The organism is Schlegelella aquatica, assembly GCF_026013905.1.
In the GTDB taxonomy this organism is placed as follows: Bacteria; Pseudomonadota; Gammaproteobacteria; order Burkholderiales; family Burkholderiaceae_C; genus Caldimonas; species Caldimonas aquatica.
The window spans coordinates 1,470,215-1,484,609 of sequence record NZ_CP110257.1 but is presented as its reverse complement, the minus strand read 5'-3'; the positions used below and the strand labels follow the sequence as shown (position 1 = coordinate 1,484,609).

Genomic DNA, 14,395 nt, shown 5'->3' with positions numbered 1-14,395 from the left:
GCGCGCTCAGTGCAGCGCGCGGTAGATCTCTTCGGCCAACTCGCGCGAGATCCCCTCCACCGAGGCGAGATCGTCCACGCTCGCAGCCGCCACGCCTCGCAATCCGCCGAAGCGCTGCAGGAGTCTAGCCCGCTTCTTCGGTCCGACGCCGGGGATGTCCTCCAGCCGCGAGCTTCGCGTGCGCACGGAGGCGCGGCGCGCCCGCATGCCGGTGATGGCGAAGCGATGGGCCTCGTCGCGAATCTGCGCGATGAGCATCAGCGCGGCCGAGTCCTTGCCGAGAGACACCTTCTCGCGGCCGTCGGCGAACACGAGCTCTTCCAGGCCCACCTTGCGCCCCTCGCCCTTCTCCACGCCGACGATCACGCCCAGATCCAGGCCGAGTTCCTCGAACACCTCGCGCGCCACCGACACCTGCCCTCGCCCGCCGTCCACCAGGACGAGATCCGGCAGCCGCGCCTCGCCCTTTTGCACGGCTTCGGCGAGCTTGGCATAGCGGCGGGTGAGCACCTGCCGCATCGCGGCGTAGTCGTCCCCGGGCGTGATGCCGTCGATGTTGAAGCGGCGGTACTGCGAAGGCTGCATCCGGTGGTTCTCGAACACGACGCACGAGGCTTGCGTCGCCTCGCCGGCGGTGTGGCTCACGTCGAAGCACTCGATGCGGAAGCTATCGAGGCTTTCCGGCGAAAGGTCCAACGCCTCCACCAGCGCGCGTGTGCGAGCTTGTTGGGAGCCTTCCTCCGCCAGCAGCCGCGCCAACGCAAGCTCGGCCCCCTTCTGCGCCATCTCGAGCCAGACGCGGCGCTGCTCGCGCGGCTGGTGCACGGCGGTGACCTTCACGCCACTGTGCTCGGTGAGTACTTGCAGCAAGCCGCCGCTCACCGGGTGACTCAGGACGAGCAGGCCCGGCACGGGACTCTCGAGATAGTGCTGCGCGATGAACGCCTCCAGCACCTGCACCTCGATCGGCGCGTCGGGTGCCTCGCCTTCGGTGTCCTCCCCCTCCTCCGCGCGGACGGACGCAGCGTCCTCGACGTGTGAGGGGAAGTAGGCCCGGTCCCCGAGGTGCCGGCCCCCGCGCACCATCGCCAGGTTGACGCAGGCCTTGCCCCCTTGCACCCGCACCGCGAGGATGTCCGCATCCTTGTCCGAGCCGATGTCGACCGCCTGCTGATGCAGCACGCGCGAGAGCGCCGAGAGCTGGTTGCGGATCTCGGCCGCCTTCTCGAACTCCAGCCGCTCTGCATGCGCCATCATCTGCGCCTGCAGCGCCTCCATCACCTCCTGCTGCTCGCCGAGCAGGAAACGCTCGGCGTGGGCGACGTCGCGCGCGTAGTCGTCCGGCGAGACCAGGCCCACGCAGGGCCCCGAGCAGCGCTTGATCTGGTAGAGCAGGCAAGGCCGGGTGCGGTTGCAGAAGACGGTGTCCTCGCAGGTGCGCAGGCGGAACACCTTCTGCAGCAATTGGATCGTCTCCTTGACCGCCCATGCGCTCGGATACGGGCCGAAGTAGCGGTGCTTGCGGTCCACCGACCCGCGGTAGTAGGCCACGCGCGGGTAGGCGTGGCTCGCGATCTTGAGATACGGATAGCTCTTGTCGTCGCGGAACAGGATGTTGAACCGCGGGTTGAGCGTCTTGATCAGGTTGTTCTCGAGCAGCAGCGCCTCGGCTTCGGAGCGCACGACCGTCGTTTCGAGTCGCGCGATCTTGGTCACCATGTGGCCGATGCGCGTGCCGCCGTGGTTCTTCTGGAAGTAGCTCGACACGCGCTTCTTCAGGTTGCGTGCCTTCCCGACGTACAGCACCTGCCCGTCGGCGTCGTAGTAGCGGTAGACACCCGGCAGGCTGGGCAAGGCCGCCACTTCGGCCAGCAACCGATCGCGCGGAGCATCCGACGCGGAGGCGCACGCAGGCGCAGCGGGCCGCCTCTGTTCGGGCCCGCTGGTCGGCTCGCTCGTCGGTGAATCACTCATTGGGCAAATTGTGCCAAGCGGCGCGGGACTCCAGGCACGCCGGGATAATGCCGGCATGCGCTGGGATGTGTTTTGCCGGGTGATCGACAACTACGGCGACGTGGGCGTGTGTTGGCGGCTGGCGTGCGACCTCGCAGGGCGGGGCCATGCCGTGCGGCTGTGGCTGGACGACGCCGCCGCGCTCGCGTGGATGGCACCGGCCGGCGCCAGCGGTGTGGAGGTGCTTCCATGGGACGGCGCGGCCGACTGGCCGCAGCCGGGAGATGTCGTCATCGAAGCTTTCGGGTGCGAACTGCCGCAAGGCTTCGTTGCCCGCATGGCGGAGCGCCCCGCGCCGCCCCAGTGGATCAACCTGGAGTACCTGAGCGCGGAAGACTACGTCGAGCGCTGCCACGGCCTGCCCTCGCCGCGATACGTGGAGCCGGGAGCCGGCCTGATCAAGCGCTTCTTCTACCCGGGTTTCACGCCGGCCACGGGCGGGTTGCTGCGCGAACCCGGCCTGCTCGAGGCGCGCGCCGCCTTCGACCGCGAGGCCTGGCTGCAACGCCTCGGCCCGGGGCGGCGCCCGCGTGAGCGTGTGGTGAGCCTCTTCTGCTACCCGAACCCGGCCGTGCCCGCGTTGCTCGGCGAGTTGGCGGAGTCGCCCCACCTGCTGCTCGTCACGCCCGGCCATGCCGCGCGAGCGGTGGGCGAGGCGCTGGGCCGTGTGCCGCAGCCCGGTGCCGTCTTCGAAGTCGGGCTGGCGCGCGTCGCCGGCCTGCCGGCCTTGCCCCAGCCGGAGTTCGACCGCCTGCTGTGGGCCTCGGACCTCAATCTCGTGCGAGGAGAGGATTCGCTGGTGAGGGCGGTGTGGGCCGGCCAGCCTTTCGTCTGGCAGCTCTACCCCCAGAGCGACGACGCTCATCGCCTCAAGCTCGAGGCCTTCCTCGGCCGTCTGGCGGGCACCTCGGACCACGAGGCGGCCCGTACGCTGCGCCAGGCCTTCTTGGCCTGGAACGGCTTCGCCACAGGATTCTCGGCGGCCGCCCTCCAGGAGGTTTGGCCTCGTGCCACGGCGGGCTGGCGTGACGGGCTGCTCGCACAGGACGACTTGACGACGCAGCTCGTCCGCTTCGTCTCCCGGACGGGGTAGAATTATGGGCTTTGCGCGTTCTTGCGAAGGTTCTCTAGACGAGTGCGCGCAAGCCACGTCGACGACACCCGCAGAGGGACTGCCATGAAACTCGCTCAGGAAATCCGCGCCGGCAACGTGATCATGCACGGCAAGGACCCGATGGTCGTGCTCAAGACCGAATACAGCCGCGGTGGCCGCAGCGCCGCCACCGTTCGCATGAAGCTGAAGAACCTCCTCAACGGCTCCAACGCCGAAGTCGTCTTCAAGGCCGACGACAAGATGGACCAGATCATCCTGGACCACAAGGAGTGCACCTACTCCTACTTCGCCGACCCGATGTACGTCTTCATGGACGCCGAGTACAACCAGTACGAGGTCGAGGCCGAGAACATGGGTGACGCGATCCACTACCTGGAGGACGGCATGGCCGTGGAGGTGGTGTTCTACGACGGCAAGGCCATTTCCGTGGAGTTGCCCACGACCGTCGTGCGCGAGGTCACCTACACCGAGCCGGCCGTCAAGGGCGACACCTCGGGCAAGGTGATGAAGCCGGCCAAGCTGGCCACCGGCTTCGAGATCCAGGTGCCCATCTTCGTCGAGACCGGCGACAAGATCGAAATCGACACCCGCACGCACGAGTACCGTAAGCGCGTGTGACGCGCTTTCGACTCCCGGTGCATGGAGCGATCCGCCGCCCCCGCGACATGGGGCTGCGGCATGAGTGACGAGCCGGCCCGCGGGCCGGCTCTTGCTTTGGGGGCCGGGCCGCGCCGATGAACACGAAGCCCATCCGCCCTGCCGAGATCGAGCTGCGCGAGGGCGTGCCGTTCGCCCCGGCATTCGGTGACGTCTATCACACGCGCGCCGGAGCGCTGGCGCAGGCGCAGCACGTGTTCCTGCGCGGCAACGGCCTGCCCGAGCGCTGGCGCGGCCGGCGCGAGTTCGTCGTGCTGGAGACAGGCTTCGGGCTGGGCAACAACTTCCTCGCGACCTGGCACGCCTGGCGCGCCGACCCCGCGCGTTGCGAACGCCTGGTGTTCCTCTCGATCGAGAAGCACCCGCTGCGGGCGAGCGATCTCGCCGCCGTCCACCGCGAGCACCCCTGGCCCGAGCTCGTCGGCGAACTCCTCGCGCGGTGGCCGGTGGCCACACCCAACCTGCACCGCCTGGAGTTCGAGCACGGGCGGGTGCTCCTGATTCTCGCGCTCGGCGACGTCGAGGACCTGCTGCCGGAGCTGCAGGCCCGCGCCGATGCCCTCTACCTCGATGGCTTCGCGCCGGCGAAGAACCGAGAGATGTGGTCGCCCTCGGTCTTTCACCAGCTGGCGAGGCTGGCAGCGCCGGGCGCGACGGCCGCCACCTGGAGCGCGGCGCGAGCCGTGCGCGATGGACTGTCGGCCGCGGGCTTCGACGTGGAGACCGCGCCCGGTTTCGGCGGCAAACGCGACATGACCGTCGCCCGCCATGCCCCTCGCCATCAGCCCCGCGGCCCGGTGGCGCTCCAGGGGGCCGACGTGGCCCGGCGAGAGGCGCTGATCGTCGGCGGCGGTCTGGCGGGCGCCTCGGTTGCGGCCGCGCTCGCGGTGCGCGGCTGGGCCTGCACGGTGTTCGACCGGCATGCCAGCGCGGCCCAGGAAGGCTCCGGCAACCCCGGGGGCCTGTACCGCGGCATCGTGAACCGACAAGACGGCCCCCATGCCCGCCTGCACCGCAGCGCGGCGCTCCACTTGGCGGCCCTGGTCGACCGCCTCCGCCCCGCACTCGTCGGGGGCTTCGACGGGCTGCTTCGCCTGGAAAGCCTCCTCGCCGGTGACGAGGAGGCAACGCTCGGGCAGATGCGAGCCCTCCTCGACGCCCTGGGATTGCCGCCTCGGTACGCGCAGGCCCTCGACGCGGGCCTTGCCAGCGAGATGGCGGGGATCCGGCTGACCTCGCCCGCCTGGTTCTTCCCCTCCGGCGGATGGTTGCGCCCGGCCTCGCTCGTGTCCCACTGGCTGGGGACGCCGGGCGTGCAATGGCGCGGCGACGCCCGCGTGGAGGCGCTGCACGCGGTCCCGCAAGGATGGCAGCTGCGCGCGGCCCACGGCGAGGTGCTGGCGCAAGCACCGGTGGTGGTGCTCGCCAATGCCGCCGACGCGGCCTGGCTTGCACCGTCCCCGGCGTGGCGCCTGCGCGCGGTGCGGGGCCAGATCACGGGTGTTCCGGCGGACTCCCCGGGGTTGCGAGCACCGCACGTGCCGGTGGCCAGCGCAGGCTATGTACTGCCCGCGCACGACGGCTGGGTCTGGTGCGGCGCGACCGCGCAGGCCGACGATCCGGACGGCGCGGTGCGCGAGGCAGACCACCTCCACAACCTGGAGCAGCTGGCACGGCTCACGGGGCACCCGGTGCGCCCCTCACCCCTCGCGCTGCGCGGGCGCGTGGGCTGGCGCGCCGTCACCGAGGACCGCCTGCCGCTCGTCGGCCCGGTGCCCGACGACGAAGCGGCCCAGGCCTCGCCGCAGCGCCTGACTCAGCCGCGGCACGTGCCGCGGCGCCCGGGCCTGTATCTGTGCACCGGCCTCGGCTCCCGCGGCATCACCTGGTCGGCGCTCTGCGGCGAGGTGCTCGCTGCCTGGATCGACGGCAGCCCGCTGCCGGTGGAGGCCGACTTGCGCGACGCGCTGGACCCGGCCCGCTTCATCAGCCGCGCAGTGCGCCGGGCGCCTCGCTGAGGGGCCAGCGCCCCGGCGGCTTCAGTCCACCTCTTCTGCGCTCGCCGCGGGCAGGAGGGCGAGCGATTCGGCCTCGGGCAGCGCCTCGACGGTCTTGAGCGCACGCCCCATCACGCGGGTGCGACGCTCGGCCGCCTCGATCACGTTGCCCGCCTCCTCGATCTTCTTGCGCGTCTTGGCCAGCGCGTCGCCGAACTTCAGGAACTCCGTCTTGACCGCGCCGAGCACCTTCCACACCTCCGACGAGCGCTTCTCGAGCGCCAGCGTGCGGAAACCCATCTGCAGGCTGTTCAGCATCGCGAGCAAGGTCGTCGGCCCCGCCAGCGTGACGCGGTGCTCCCGCTGCAGCGACTCGAGCAGGCCCGGGCGCCGCAGCAACTCCGCGTAGAGGCCCTCGGTCGGCACGAAAAGCACGGCGAAATCGGTCGTATGCGGGGGCGCCACGTACTTGGCCGAGATGGTCCGCGCCTCCTCGCGGATGCGCAGCTCCAGCGCTTTCGCTGCGGCTTCAGCCCCCTCGCGGTCCGCCCGCTCCTGCGCATCGAGCAAGCGCTCGTAGTCCTCTCGAGGGAACTTCGCATCCAACGGCAGCCACACGGGGGCGCCGTCGTCGCCCTTGCCAGGCAGGCGAATGGCGAACTCCACCCGCTCGCGGCTGCCGGGCACGGTCGCCACGTTCGCCGCGTACTGCTCGGGCGTGAACACCTGCTCGAGGAGGGCTGCCAGCTGCATTTCGCCCAGCACGCCGCGCGTTTTGACGTTAGAGAGGACGCGCTTGAGGTCGCCCACGCCCTGCGCCAGGTTCTGCATCTCGCCCAGGCCCCGGTGCACCTGCTCCAGCCGCTCCGCCACCTGGCGGAAGCTCTCGCCCAGACGCTGCTCGAGCGTGGCGTGCAGCTTCTCGTCCACCGTCTGGCGCATCTGCTCCAGCTTCTTCTCGTTGTCGGCCGCCAGCGCCGCCAGCCGCGTCTCGACGGTGGCGCGCACCTCGGTCAGTCGGCGCTCGTTGCTCTCCGTCAGCTGGCGCACCTGCTCGCCGAGCGCCTCGCCGAAACGGCGCAACGCCGCATCCTGGCTCTCACGGGCGGCCTGGGACTGCGCTGCGAGGCCCGCCGTCGCGTGCCGCAACGCATCGCCGACCGCCTGCTGCATCGCCGCCAGCTGCGCGCGGAAGCTGTCGATCTGCTCGTTCTGCGTGCGCGCCACGTCGCCTTGCTGCGTGAGCAGGGTCTGCTGGAAGAGCGCGAGGGTGGTCGCGAGCTCCTGGCGCGTGGCCTGGCCGGTTCGTGCCACCTCGTCGCGCAACTCCCGCTCCATCCGGGCACCGGCTTCGTTCTGCATGCGGGCCAGGGTGTGCAATTCGTCGCGCCAGGCTTCGGCGCGGGAGAGGGCCTCGCGCGAACGCAAGGTGGCCAACAACCACCACGACAAGGCCAGGTTGGCCGCCAGCATGCCCGCCAGGGCGATCCACTCCCAGCTCACGAGCCGGCCCTCCCCTCGCCCGCGGCCGTGGACGACAGCACCTCGGGGTTGAGGGGCGTCGGCGGTCGGCCCGCCTGCGGGCCGCAGCCCAGGCCGGCGATGAGGTTGTCGGCGGCGAGCTCGGCCATCGCCCGGCGGGTGGTCTCGGTGGCGCTGGCGATGTGCGGCGTGAGCACGACGTTCGGCACTTGCAGCAAGTGCGGATGCACGCGCGGCTCGCCCTCGAACACGTCGAGCGCAGCGGCGGCGATGCGCCCGTCGCGCAGGGCCTGGGCGAGCGCCGCATCGTCGACGACGCCGCCGCGGGCGATGTTCGTCAGCGTGGCGGTGGGTCGCATCAGCGCCAGCTCGGCGGCACCGATGAGGTGGTGCGTCTGCGGGGAGTACGGCACGACCACGATCACATGATCCGCCTCGCGCAACAGCGTGTCCTTGTCCACGTAGCGAGCGCCGTACTGGGCCTCCACGGCCTCGGGCAGGCGCGAGCGGTTGTGGTAAAGCACCCTCATGCCGAAGCCCAACGCCGCGCGCCGGGCGATCGCCTGGCCGATGCGGCCCATCCCCAGGATGCCCAGCGTGGTGCCGTGCACCTCACGGCCCATCATCATGTGCACGGACCAGGTCTGCCAGCGGCCTTCCCGCAGGAAACGCTCGGCCTCCGTCACCCTTCGCGCCGCCGCAAGGACGAGAGCGAAGCCGAAATCGGCCGTGGTCTCGGTCAGGACATCGGGTGTGTTCGTGCACAAGACGCCGCGGGCGGTGCATGCGGCCACGTCGATGTGGTTGTAGCCCACGGCCATGTTGGCCACCACCTTGAGCCTGGGGCATGCGTCGAGCAAGGCGACGTCCACCCGCTCCGTCGGCGTCAGAAAGACACCGTCCTTCTCGCGCAGGCGCTCGGCCAGCGCCTGCGGGCTCCAGAGCCGGTCGGCTTCGTTGTACTCGACATCGAAGTGCTGGCGCAGACGCTCCACCACTTCGGGGAAGATGCGACGCGTGACGAGGACTTTGGGCTTCATGGCCCCATTGTCGGGCAAGCGCCCGGCCGCCGCACCGGGGCCTGCCCCATGCGCCGCGCGCAGCTCAGCGCATCCAGATCCAGGTCACCAGCGCGAACAGCGGCAGCAGGATGAAACCCGACCACGCCATGTAGCCGAAGAAGCTCGGCATCCGGATGCCGCGGTCCTCCGCGATCGCCTTCACCATCAGGTTGGGGGCGTTGCCGATGTAGGTGTTGGCGCCCATGAACACGGCCCCCCCGGAAATCGCCGCGAGGACGGGTGCCAGGCTCGTCATCAGCACCTGAGGCTCCCCGCCGGCAAGGTTGAAGAAGACGAGGTAGGTCGGCGCGTTGTCGAGGAACGAGGACAGGAGCCCCGTCGCCCAGAAATACATGGCGGGAACCGGCTGCCCGTCGGCCCCGGTGACGGCTTGCACGATGGGAGCGAAAGGCCCCTGGAGACCCGCCTTGAGCATCGCCAGCACCGGGATGATGGTGAGGAAGATGCCGGCGAAGAGCTTGGCCACCTCGACCATCGGGGCCCAGCCGAACTGGTTCTGCTCGCGCGCCTGCCGCGGCGTCACCGCGAGCGAGACGAAGATCACCGCCACCAGCGCGAGGTCACGCATCAGTTGGGGCAGTCCGACGGCGGTCCCGAAAACGTCGAACTCCACCGAAGACTTCCACACACCGCTCAGCAGCACCAGCCCGACGATGACCAGCAGCAACAGCAGGTTGACCTTGCCCTCGATGCCGACGTCGCGCGAGTCCGGGGTCGGATCGACGGGCTGGACGCCCTCCTTGCGGTAGTAGTAGGAGTCGATCACGTAGAAGAGCGCGAGCAAGGCCGCGACGAGGAAGAGCGTCTCCGGGAAGATCACCCGCGCCGTCCAGAAGAAGTCCACCCCCTTCAGGAAGCCGAGGAACAGCGGCGGGTCGCCCAAGGGGGTGAGAGAGCCCCCGATGTTGGAGACGATGAAGATGAAGAAGACGACCACGTGGGCGACGTGCTTGCGGTTGTCGTTCGCCCGGATGAGCGGGCGGATCAGCAGCATCGAGGCGCCGGTGGTGCCCATGATGCTCGCCAGCCCCGCCCCCACTGCCATCAGGCCCGCATTGAGCCCCGGGCTGCCGTGCAGGTTGCCGCGGATGTAGATGCCGCCGGCCGTCGTGAACAGCGCGGTGAGCAGGATGATGAAGGGGACGTACTCGGCCACCAGCGCATGCACGAAGCCCGCCGCGGCCGTCCCCGGCCCGAACACGGCGGCAAACGGCAGCAGGAACGCCAGCGCCCAGCCCGCGGTGATCTTGCCGTAATGGTGATGCCAGAAGAACGGCGCGATGAGCGGAACGAACGCGATCGACAGGAGCATGCCCGCAAAGGGAATGGCCCACCACACGGCCAATTGGCTGCCGTCGATGTCGGCTGCATGGGCGAGACCGGGCAGCAGCGCACTGGCGAGGGTCAGCACTGCCCCTCGGATCACGAAGCGATTCATGGGAGGACTCCGGCAGACGAGCCCTGCGACGCCCGGGCTGGGCGCGGCGGGGCGTCGGGATCGCGTCGCCCACGGACGCCCGCGGGCGGCGCGATTATAGGAACCGGAGCGCCCCCGACCTTGCGATTGGCTGAAATCGCGCAGCGTTCGCGACGCCGTCAACCCGGCGCGCGTCTCAGCGGCTCGAGTGCCGCCACCAGGGCTTGCGGCAACGCGGCCGGGCGGCGGCTCCCGCGGTCGACGTACACATGCACGAAGTGCCCCTTCGCCGCGGTGAGCGGTTCGTCGTCCGCGAAGAGACCCACCTCGTACCGCACGCTCGAATGGCCCAGTTGCGCCACACGCAGCCCCGCATGCACGAGCTGAGGGAACGCGATCGAGGAGAAGTAGTTGCACTGCGTCTCGACCACGAGGCCGATGGTCTGGCCCTGGTGGATGTCGAGCACACCCCGCTCGACGAGGTAGCGGTTGACCACGGTGTCGAAGTAGCTGTAGTAGACGACGTTGTTGACGTGGCCATAGACGTCGTTGTCCATCCAGCGTGTCGTGATGGGCAGGAAGTACGGATAGGCGCTGCGAGGCTCAGGTTGCGGTCTCGACATGGGGATGTGCAGGAGAACGTGGATGAACGGCGACGGCCTGCGCGATACGCAGGGTCTCCAATTGGATCGCGACGGTCTGATGGATGTCGTGCCCGTAGCCGCCGGCCATGGTCACGACCACCGGCACCCCCCGCTCGCGCATGGATGCGAACACCCTGCGGTCGCGCTCGGCAAGGCCGGCCGCCGAGACCTTCAGCCGGCCCAGACGATCCCCCTCGTGGGGGTCCGCTCCGGCCAGGTAGAACACCAAGCCCGGAGGCCGGTTCTCGTGGTGCCGCCACACCGCGCGCAGGGCCTCGTCCAGCGCGTCGAGGTACGGCTCGTCGGTGCACCCGTCGGCCAGCTCGACGTCCAGGTCGCTGCGTTCCTTGCGAAAGGGGAAGTTGCGTTGGCCGTGCAAGGACACCGTGTAGACCGTCGGGTCGTCCGCGAAGATGGCCGCCGTGCCGTTGCCCTGGTGCACGTCCAGGTCCAGCACCAGCACCCGCAGCAGAGCCCGGTGTCTGCGGTGCCACTCGGCCTGCATCAGCCGGGCCGCCACCGCGACATCGTTGAACACGCAGAAACCGCCCCCGCGATCGGCGTACGCATGGTGCGTCCCCCCGGCGAGGTTCGCCCCGACCCCGTCGTCCAGCGCTGCCCGGGCAGCGGCGATCGTCGCGCCGACCGAACGGCGAGCGCGCTCCGCCATCGCGGGCGACCATGGAAACCCGATCTCCCGCTGCTCCTGGGACGTGAGCCACCCCTGCGCCACGGCGCTCACGTACCGCGGGTGATGGGCGAGCGCGAGTTCGCCGTCGGACGCCGGCTGGGCCTCCTCCAGCCGCACCTGCGGCAACTCGGCCGCGACCCGGTCGCGCAGCAGGCCGTACTTCTGCATCGGGAACCGGTGCCCCGGCGGCAGAGGCAGCACGAAATGGTCGCAGTAGAAGGCTCTCATGAAGGGGTGGGCCAGGCGCCACCAGCCTGGCAGGCCGGCCTGGAGCCCTGGGCCGATTGTGCCGCGCGAACGTCGGCCGTCACGTCACGCGGGTGTCACCTGCGGATGCCAGGATGCCCTGCCCTCGTCCACTGCGCACAGCCTGGCCCGTTAGGGAAGGTCTGAACAACCCGCTCTGCCGCCCGGATTGCGGCATCGTGGCGCCGGCCTGGCGTCGCTTTCGAGCCGGATTTCGCCCGTGCAGGGCGGTTTTTGGCGGGTTTCCCCGCCTTACGGACGCACTGCTCCCGTCGTCGGCAACAAACGCCGGCGCGCCATCCACAGGTTCGACAGCGCGAACAGCGTCAGCACCTGCGCCGCGTTCTTCGCCAGGCCGCGGTAGCGCACCTTCGTGTAGCCGAACTGCCGCTTGATCACCCGGAACGGGTGCTCCACCTTCGCCCGCAGACTGGCCTTGTAGCGCTCCCACCGCTCGGCGTAGCGCCGCTCGCGCTCGTTCTTCATCGCACGCAGCTTCGACGGCTTCTCCGCGATCAGGAATCCGGCGTCCACGTCCTGCAGCTCCTCGCGCTTCTCGGCACCCGTGTAGCCGCTGTCGCCGCACACCGTGTCTTCCCGGCCGTGCAGCAGCTTGTACACCTGCGTCACGTCGGCCACGTTCGCCGCCGTGCATTCCACGTGGTGCACCAGACCGGACGCGTCATCCACGCCGATGTGCGCCTTCATCCCGAAGAACCACTGGTTGCCCTTCTTGGTCTGGTGCATCGCCGGATCGCGCTCGCCCGCCTTGTTCTTGGTCGAGCTCGGCGCACTGATGATCGTGGCATCCACGATCGTGCCACTGCGCAGGCTCAGGCCCTTGCGCTGAAGATGGGCGTTGACCTGCTCGAAGAGCTTCTCGGCCAGCCCGTGCGTCTCCAACAGCCGGCGGAAGTTGAGGATCGTCGTCTCGTCCGGGATGTCGGCAAGCCCGCCCAACTGCGCGAAGCGGCGCATCACCGGCGTGTCGTACAAGGCTTCTTCCATCGCCGGGTCGCTGAGCGCATACCACTGCTGCAGGAAGTGGATGCGCAGCATCGTCGCCAACGGATAGGGCTGGCGACCGGGACGGCCCATCTTCGGGTAGTGCGGCTCGATCAGACCCAGCAGCGCCTGCCACGGCACCACCTGCTCCATCTCCGCCAAAAACACCTCGCGCCGCGTGCGCTTGCGGCTCCCCAGACCCTCGGCATCACCGAACGACAGCTGCATCGCACTCACCCCGATCACGGTGAGGCATTGTCGCGCAATCGGGCGGAGTTGTTCAGACCTTCCTTAGAGGACCGCCCCTAATTTTGCTGCATCGCAACAACGAAGGCTTGCAATGCCCGCTCCAGTCCTTATACTGAAGTCATGCTGCAGCGCAACATACAGTCAACAAGCGCTGAGCACATCTAACCTGCCATGGAGGTATTCACATGTTGACCGCTGAACAAATCATTGCTGCCCAGAAAGCCAACGTCGAGACCGTGTTCGGTCTCACCCAGAAGGCCCTGGAAGGCGTCGAGAAGCTCGTCGAGCTGAATGTCCAGGTTGCCAAGACGTCGCTGAAGGAAGCCGCCGACCACGCCCAGGCCGTCCTGTCGGTCAAGGACGCCCAGGAACTGCTAGCCTTGCAAGCCAGTCTGCTCCAGCCCGTCGCCGAGAAGGCCGCTGCCTACAGCCGCCACCTCTACGACATCGCCTCGTCCACCAACGCCGAGGTCGGCCGCGTGGCGGAGGAGCAACTGGCGGACATGCAGCGCAAGTTCCTGGCTGTGGTGGACACGGCGATCAAGAACGCGCCCGCCGGCACCGAGAACGCCGCCGCGCTGGTGAAGTCGGCCGTGACCGCCGCCAACAACGCGTTCGAGAGCGTGCACAAGGCCGTGAAGCAAGCGGCGCACGTGGCCGAGGCCAACATCCAGGCGGTGACGAACACCGCCGTGAAGGCGGCCGAGGCGGCCAAGCCCAAGCGAGCCGCGGCCTGAGGAGTAGGTAAAACTTTGTATAGGGCTTGAACTTCGAACCGGTAGCCCTATCTACAGGGTAGCCGTGATGCTTCACGGTCTCCCTGAAAGGTTGTCTCCTCGGTACCTTTCGAGATCCCCTTCAAGGTACCTTCGGCCCGGTGGTCCTCCACCGGGCTTTTTTTTTGCTTCTGCCGCCCGGCCTCGATCCGCCCGTCCGCCCGCAGGGCCCTCAATGGGCCTTCGCGCCGGCGATCTTGGCTTTGATCTCGGCAATGGCGGCCTGGGCGGCCTCGCGTCCTGCCTGGATGGACCGTGCCCGCGCGGCGAAGTCGGCGCTGGACACGCCGTTCAGCTTGGGCCGGATCACGACGTCCGCCTCGCGCAGTTCGAACTGGTTGATGCTGCGCCCCATGATGGCGAAGGTCTGGAGCAGCAGCCTCACCGCGTCGCTCACCGGGTTGCCCTGCGGCACGGCGGAGATGTCCACGGCGATGACGACGTCCGCCCCCATCTGGCGCGCGAACCGCACGGGCACCGGCGAGACCAGGCCGCCGTCGACATACTCCCGCCCATTGATGCGCACCGGCTGGAACACCGCCGGGACCGCGCTCGAGGCCCGGACGGCCGTGCCGGTATCGCCGCGCTGGAACAGGATGGGCTCGCCTGTGCCGAGGTCGGTCGCCACCACGCCGAGGGGCACGTTCATCTGCTCCAGGCGTTTGCCGCCCACCTGCTGGTTCACATAGCGTGCCAAGGCCTCGCCACGGATCACACCGCGCAGCGGGTACGACCAGTCGCTGATGGTGTACTCGTCCATCGACGCCGCGAGGCTGGCCAACTGGGCCGGGGTCTTGCCGGCCGCGTACAGCGCCGCGACCACGCTACCGGCCGAGGTCCCCACCACCAGATCGGGGCGGATCCCTTGCTCCTCCAGCACCTGCAGCACCCCGATGTGCGCGAAGCCCCGGGCCGCCCCGCCGCCGAGCGCGAGCCCAATGCGCGGCGGTCGCGCGGGAGGCGTCGGCACCGTCGCGGATGGCGGCTGCGGTGGGGGCGGAGTGACGGTGGTGGTCGAAGAG

At 69.3% G+C, this 14,395-nt stretch carries 12 protein-coding genes; 4 read left to right on the top strand and 8 right to left on the bottom strand.

The window, feature by feature from the left end; all coding sequences use genetic code 11:
• Positions 1–6: 6 nt before the first annotated feature.
• Positions 7–1,974, bottom strand: a complete 1,968-nt coding sequence (gene uvrC, locus OMP39_RS06635) for an excinuclease ABC subunit UvrC (protein ID WP_264894153.1) — start codon at positions 1,972–1,974, stop codon at positions 7–9.
• A 55-nt stretch (positions 1,975–2,029) separates the two neighbouring features.
• Between uvrC and earP the strand changes: the two genes are divergently transcribed.
• From earP to mnmC, 3 genes are all read left to right on the top strand, one after another.
• Positions 2,030–3,106 (top strand): elongation factor P maturation arginine rhamnosyltransferase EarP, encoded by a 1,077-nt coding sequence (earP, locus tag OMP39_RS06630; protein WP_264894152.1) that lies wholly within the window; start codon positions 2,030–2,032, stop codon positions 3,104–3,106.
• A gap of 84 nt (positions 3,107–3,190) precedes the next feature.
• Positions 3,191–3,745, top strand: coding sequence for an elongation factor P (gene efp, locus OMP39_RS06625; RefSeq protein ID WP_264894151.1), 555 nt, complete (start codon positions 3,191–3,193; stop codon positions 3,743–3,745).
• 116 nt (positions 3,746–3,861) lie between these two features.
• Positions 3,862–5,802 (top strand): bifunctional tRNA (5-methylaminomethyl-2-thiouridine)(34)-methyltransferase MnmC2/FAD-dependent 5-carboxymethylaminomethyl-2-thiouridine(34) oxidoreductase MnmC1, encoded by a 1,941-nt coding sequence (mnmC, locus tag OMP39_RS06620; protein WP_264894149.1) that lies wholly within the window; start codon positions 3,862–3,864, stop codon positions 5,800–5,802.
• Between the two features lie 21 nt (positions 5,803–5,823).
• On the opposite strand, the gene OMP39_RS06615 is transcribed toward mnmC, so the two are convergent.
• From OMP39_RS06615 to OMP39_RS06590, 6 genes are all read right to left on the bottom strand, one after another.
• The gene (locus OMP39_RS06615) at positions 5,824–7,254 is read right to left on the bottom strand and encodes a DNA recombination protein RmuC (protein ID WP_264894457.1); all 1,431 of its coding nucleotides are present in this window, start codon (positions 7,252–7,254) and stop codon (positions 5,824–5,826) included.
• Between the two features lie 26 nt (positions 7,255–7,280).
• Positions 7,281–8,303 (bottom strand): 2-hydroxyacid dehydrogenase, encoded by a 1,023-nt coding sequence (locus OMP39_RS06610; RefSeq protein WP_264894147.1) that lies wholly within the window; start codon positions 8,301–8,303, stop codon positions 7,281–7,283.
• Positions 8,304–8,367: 64 nt separating this feature from the next.
• Complete coding sequence (locus tag OMP39_RS06605) at positions 8,368–9,783, bottom strand: sodium:proton antiporter (RefSeq protein WP_264894145.1); 1,416 nt, start codon at positions 9,781–9,783, stop codon at positions 8,368–8,370.
• 158 nt (positions 9,784–9,941) lie between these two features.
• Entirely contained in the window at positions 9,942–10,385 is a 444-nt protein-coding gene (locus tag OMP39_RS06600) for an acyl-CoA thioesterase (protein ID WP_264894143.1), read from the bottom strand.
• On the bottom strand, positions 10,366–11,325 hold the full coding sequence (locus OMP39_RS06595) for a histone deacetylase family protein (protein WP_264894141.1): 960 nt from the start codon (positions 11,323–11,325) through the stop codon (positions 10,366–10,368). The genes OMP39_RS06600 and OMP39_RS06595 overlap by 20 nt, the downstream gene beginning before the upstream one ends.
• Positions 11,326–11,595: 270 nt before the next feature.
• On the bottom strand, positions 11,596–12,576 hold the full coding sequence (locus OMP39_RS06590; protein ID WP_028915768.1) for an IS5 family transposase: 981 nt from the start codon (positions 12,574–12,576) through the stop codon (positions 11,596–11,598).
• A 206-nt stretch (positions 12,577–12,782) separates the two neighbouring features.
• On the opposite strand from OMP39_RS06590, the gene OMP39_RS06585 reads away from it, so the two are divergent.
• Positions 12,783–13,334 carry a phasin family protein gene (locus OMP39_RS06585; protein ID WP_264894139.1) on the top strand — a complete coding sequence of 184 codons (552 nt, stop codon included), beginning with the start codon at positions 12,783–12,785 and terminating at the stop codon, positions 13,332–13,334.
• Between the two features lie 211 nt (positions 13,335–13,545).
• Here OMP39_RS06585 and OMP39_RS06580 read toward each other — a convergent pair whose 3' ends face one another.
• Positions 13,546–14,343: a patatin-like phospholipase family protein gene (locus tag OMP39_RS06580; RefSeq protein ID WP_264894137.1), complete on the bottom strand. Its 798-nt coding sequence runs from the start codon at positions 14,341–14,343 to the stop codon at positions 13,546–13,548.
• Between the last annotated feature and the right edge of the window lie 52 nt (positions 14,344–14,395).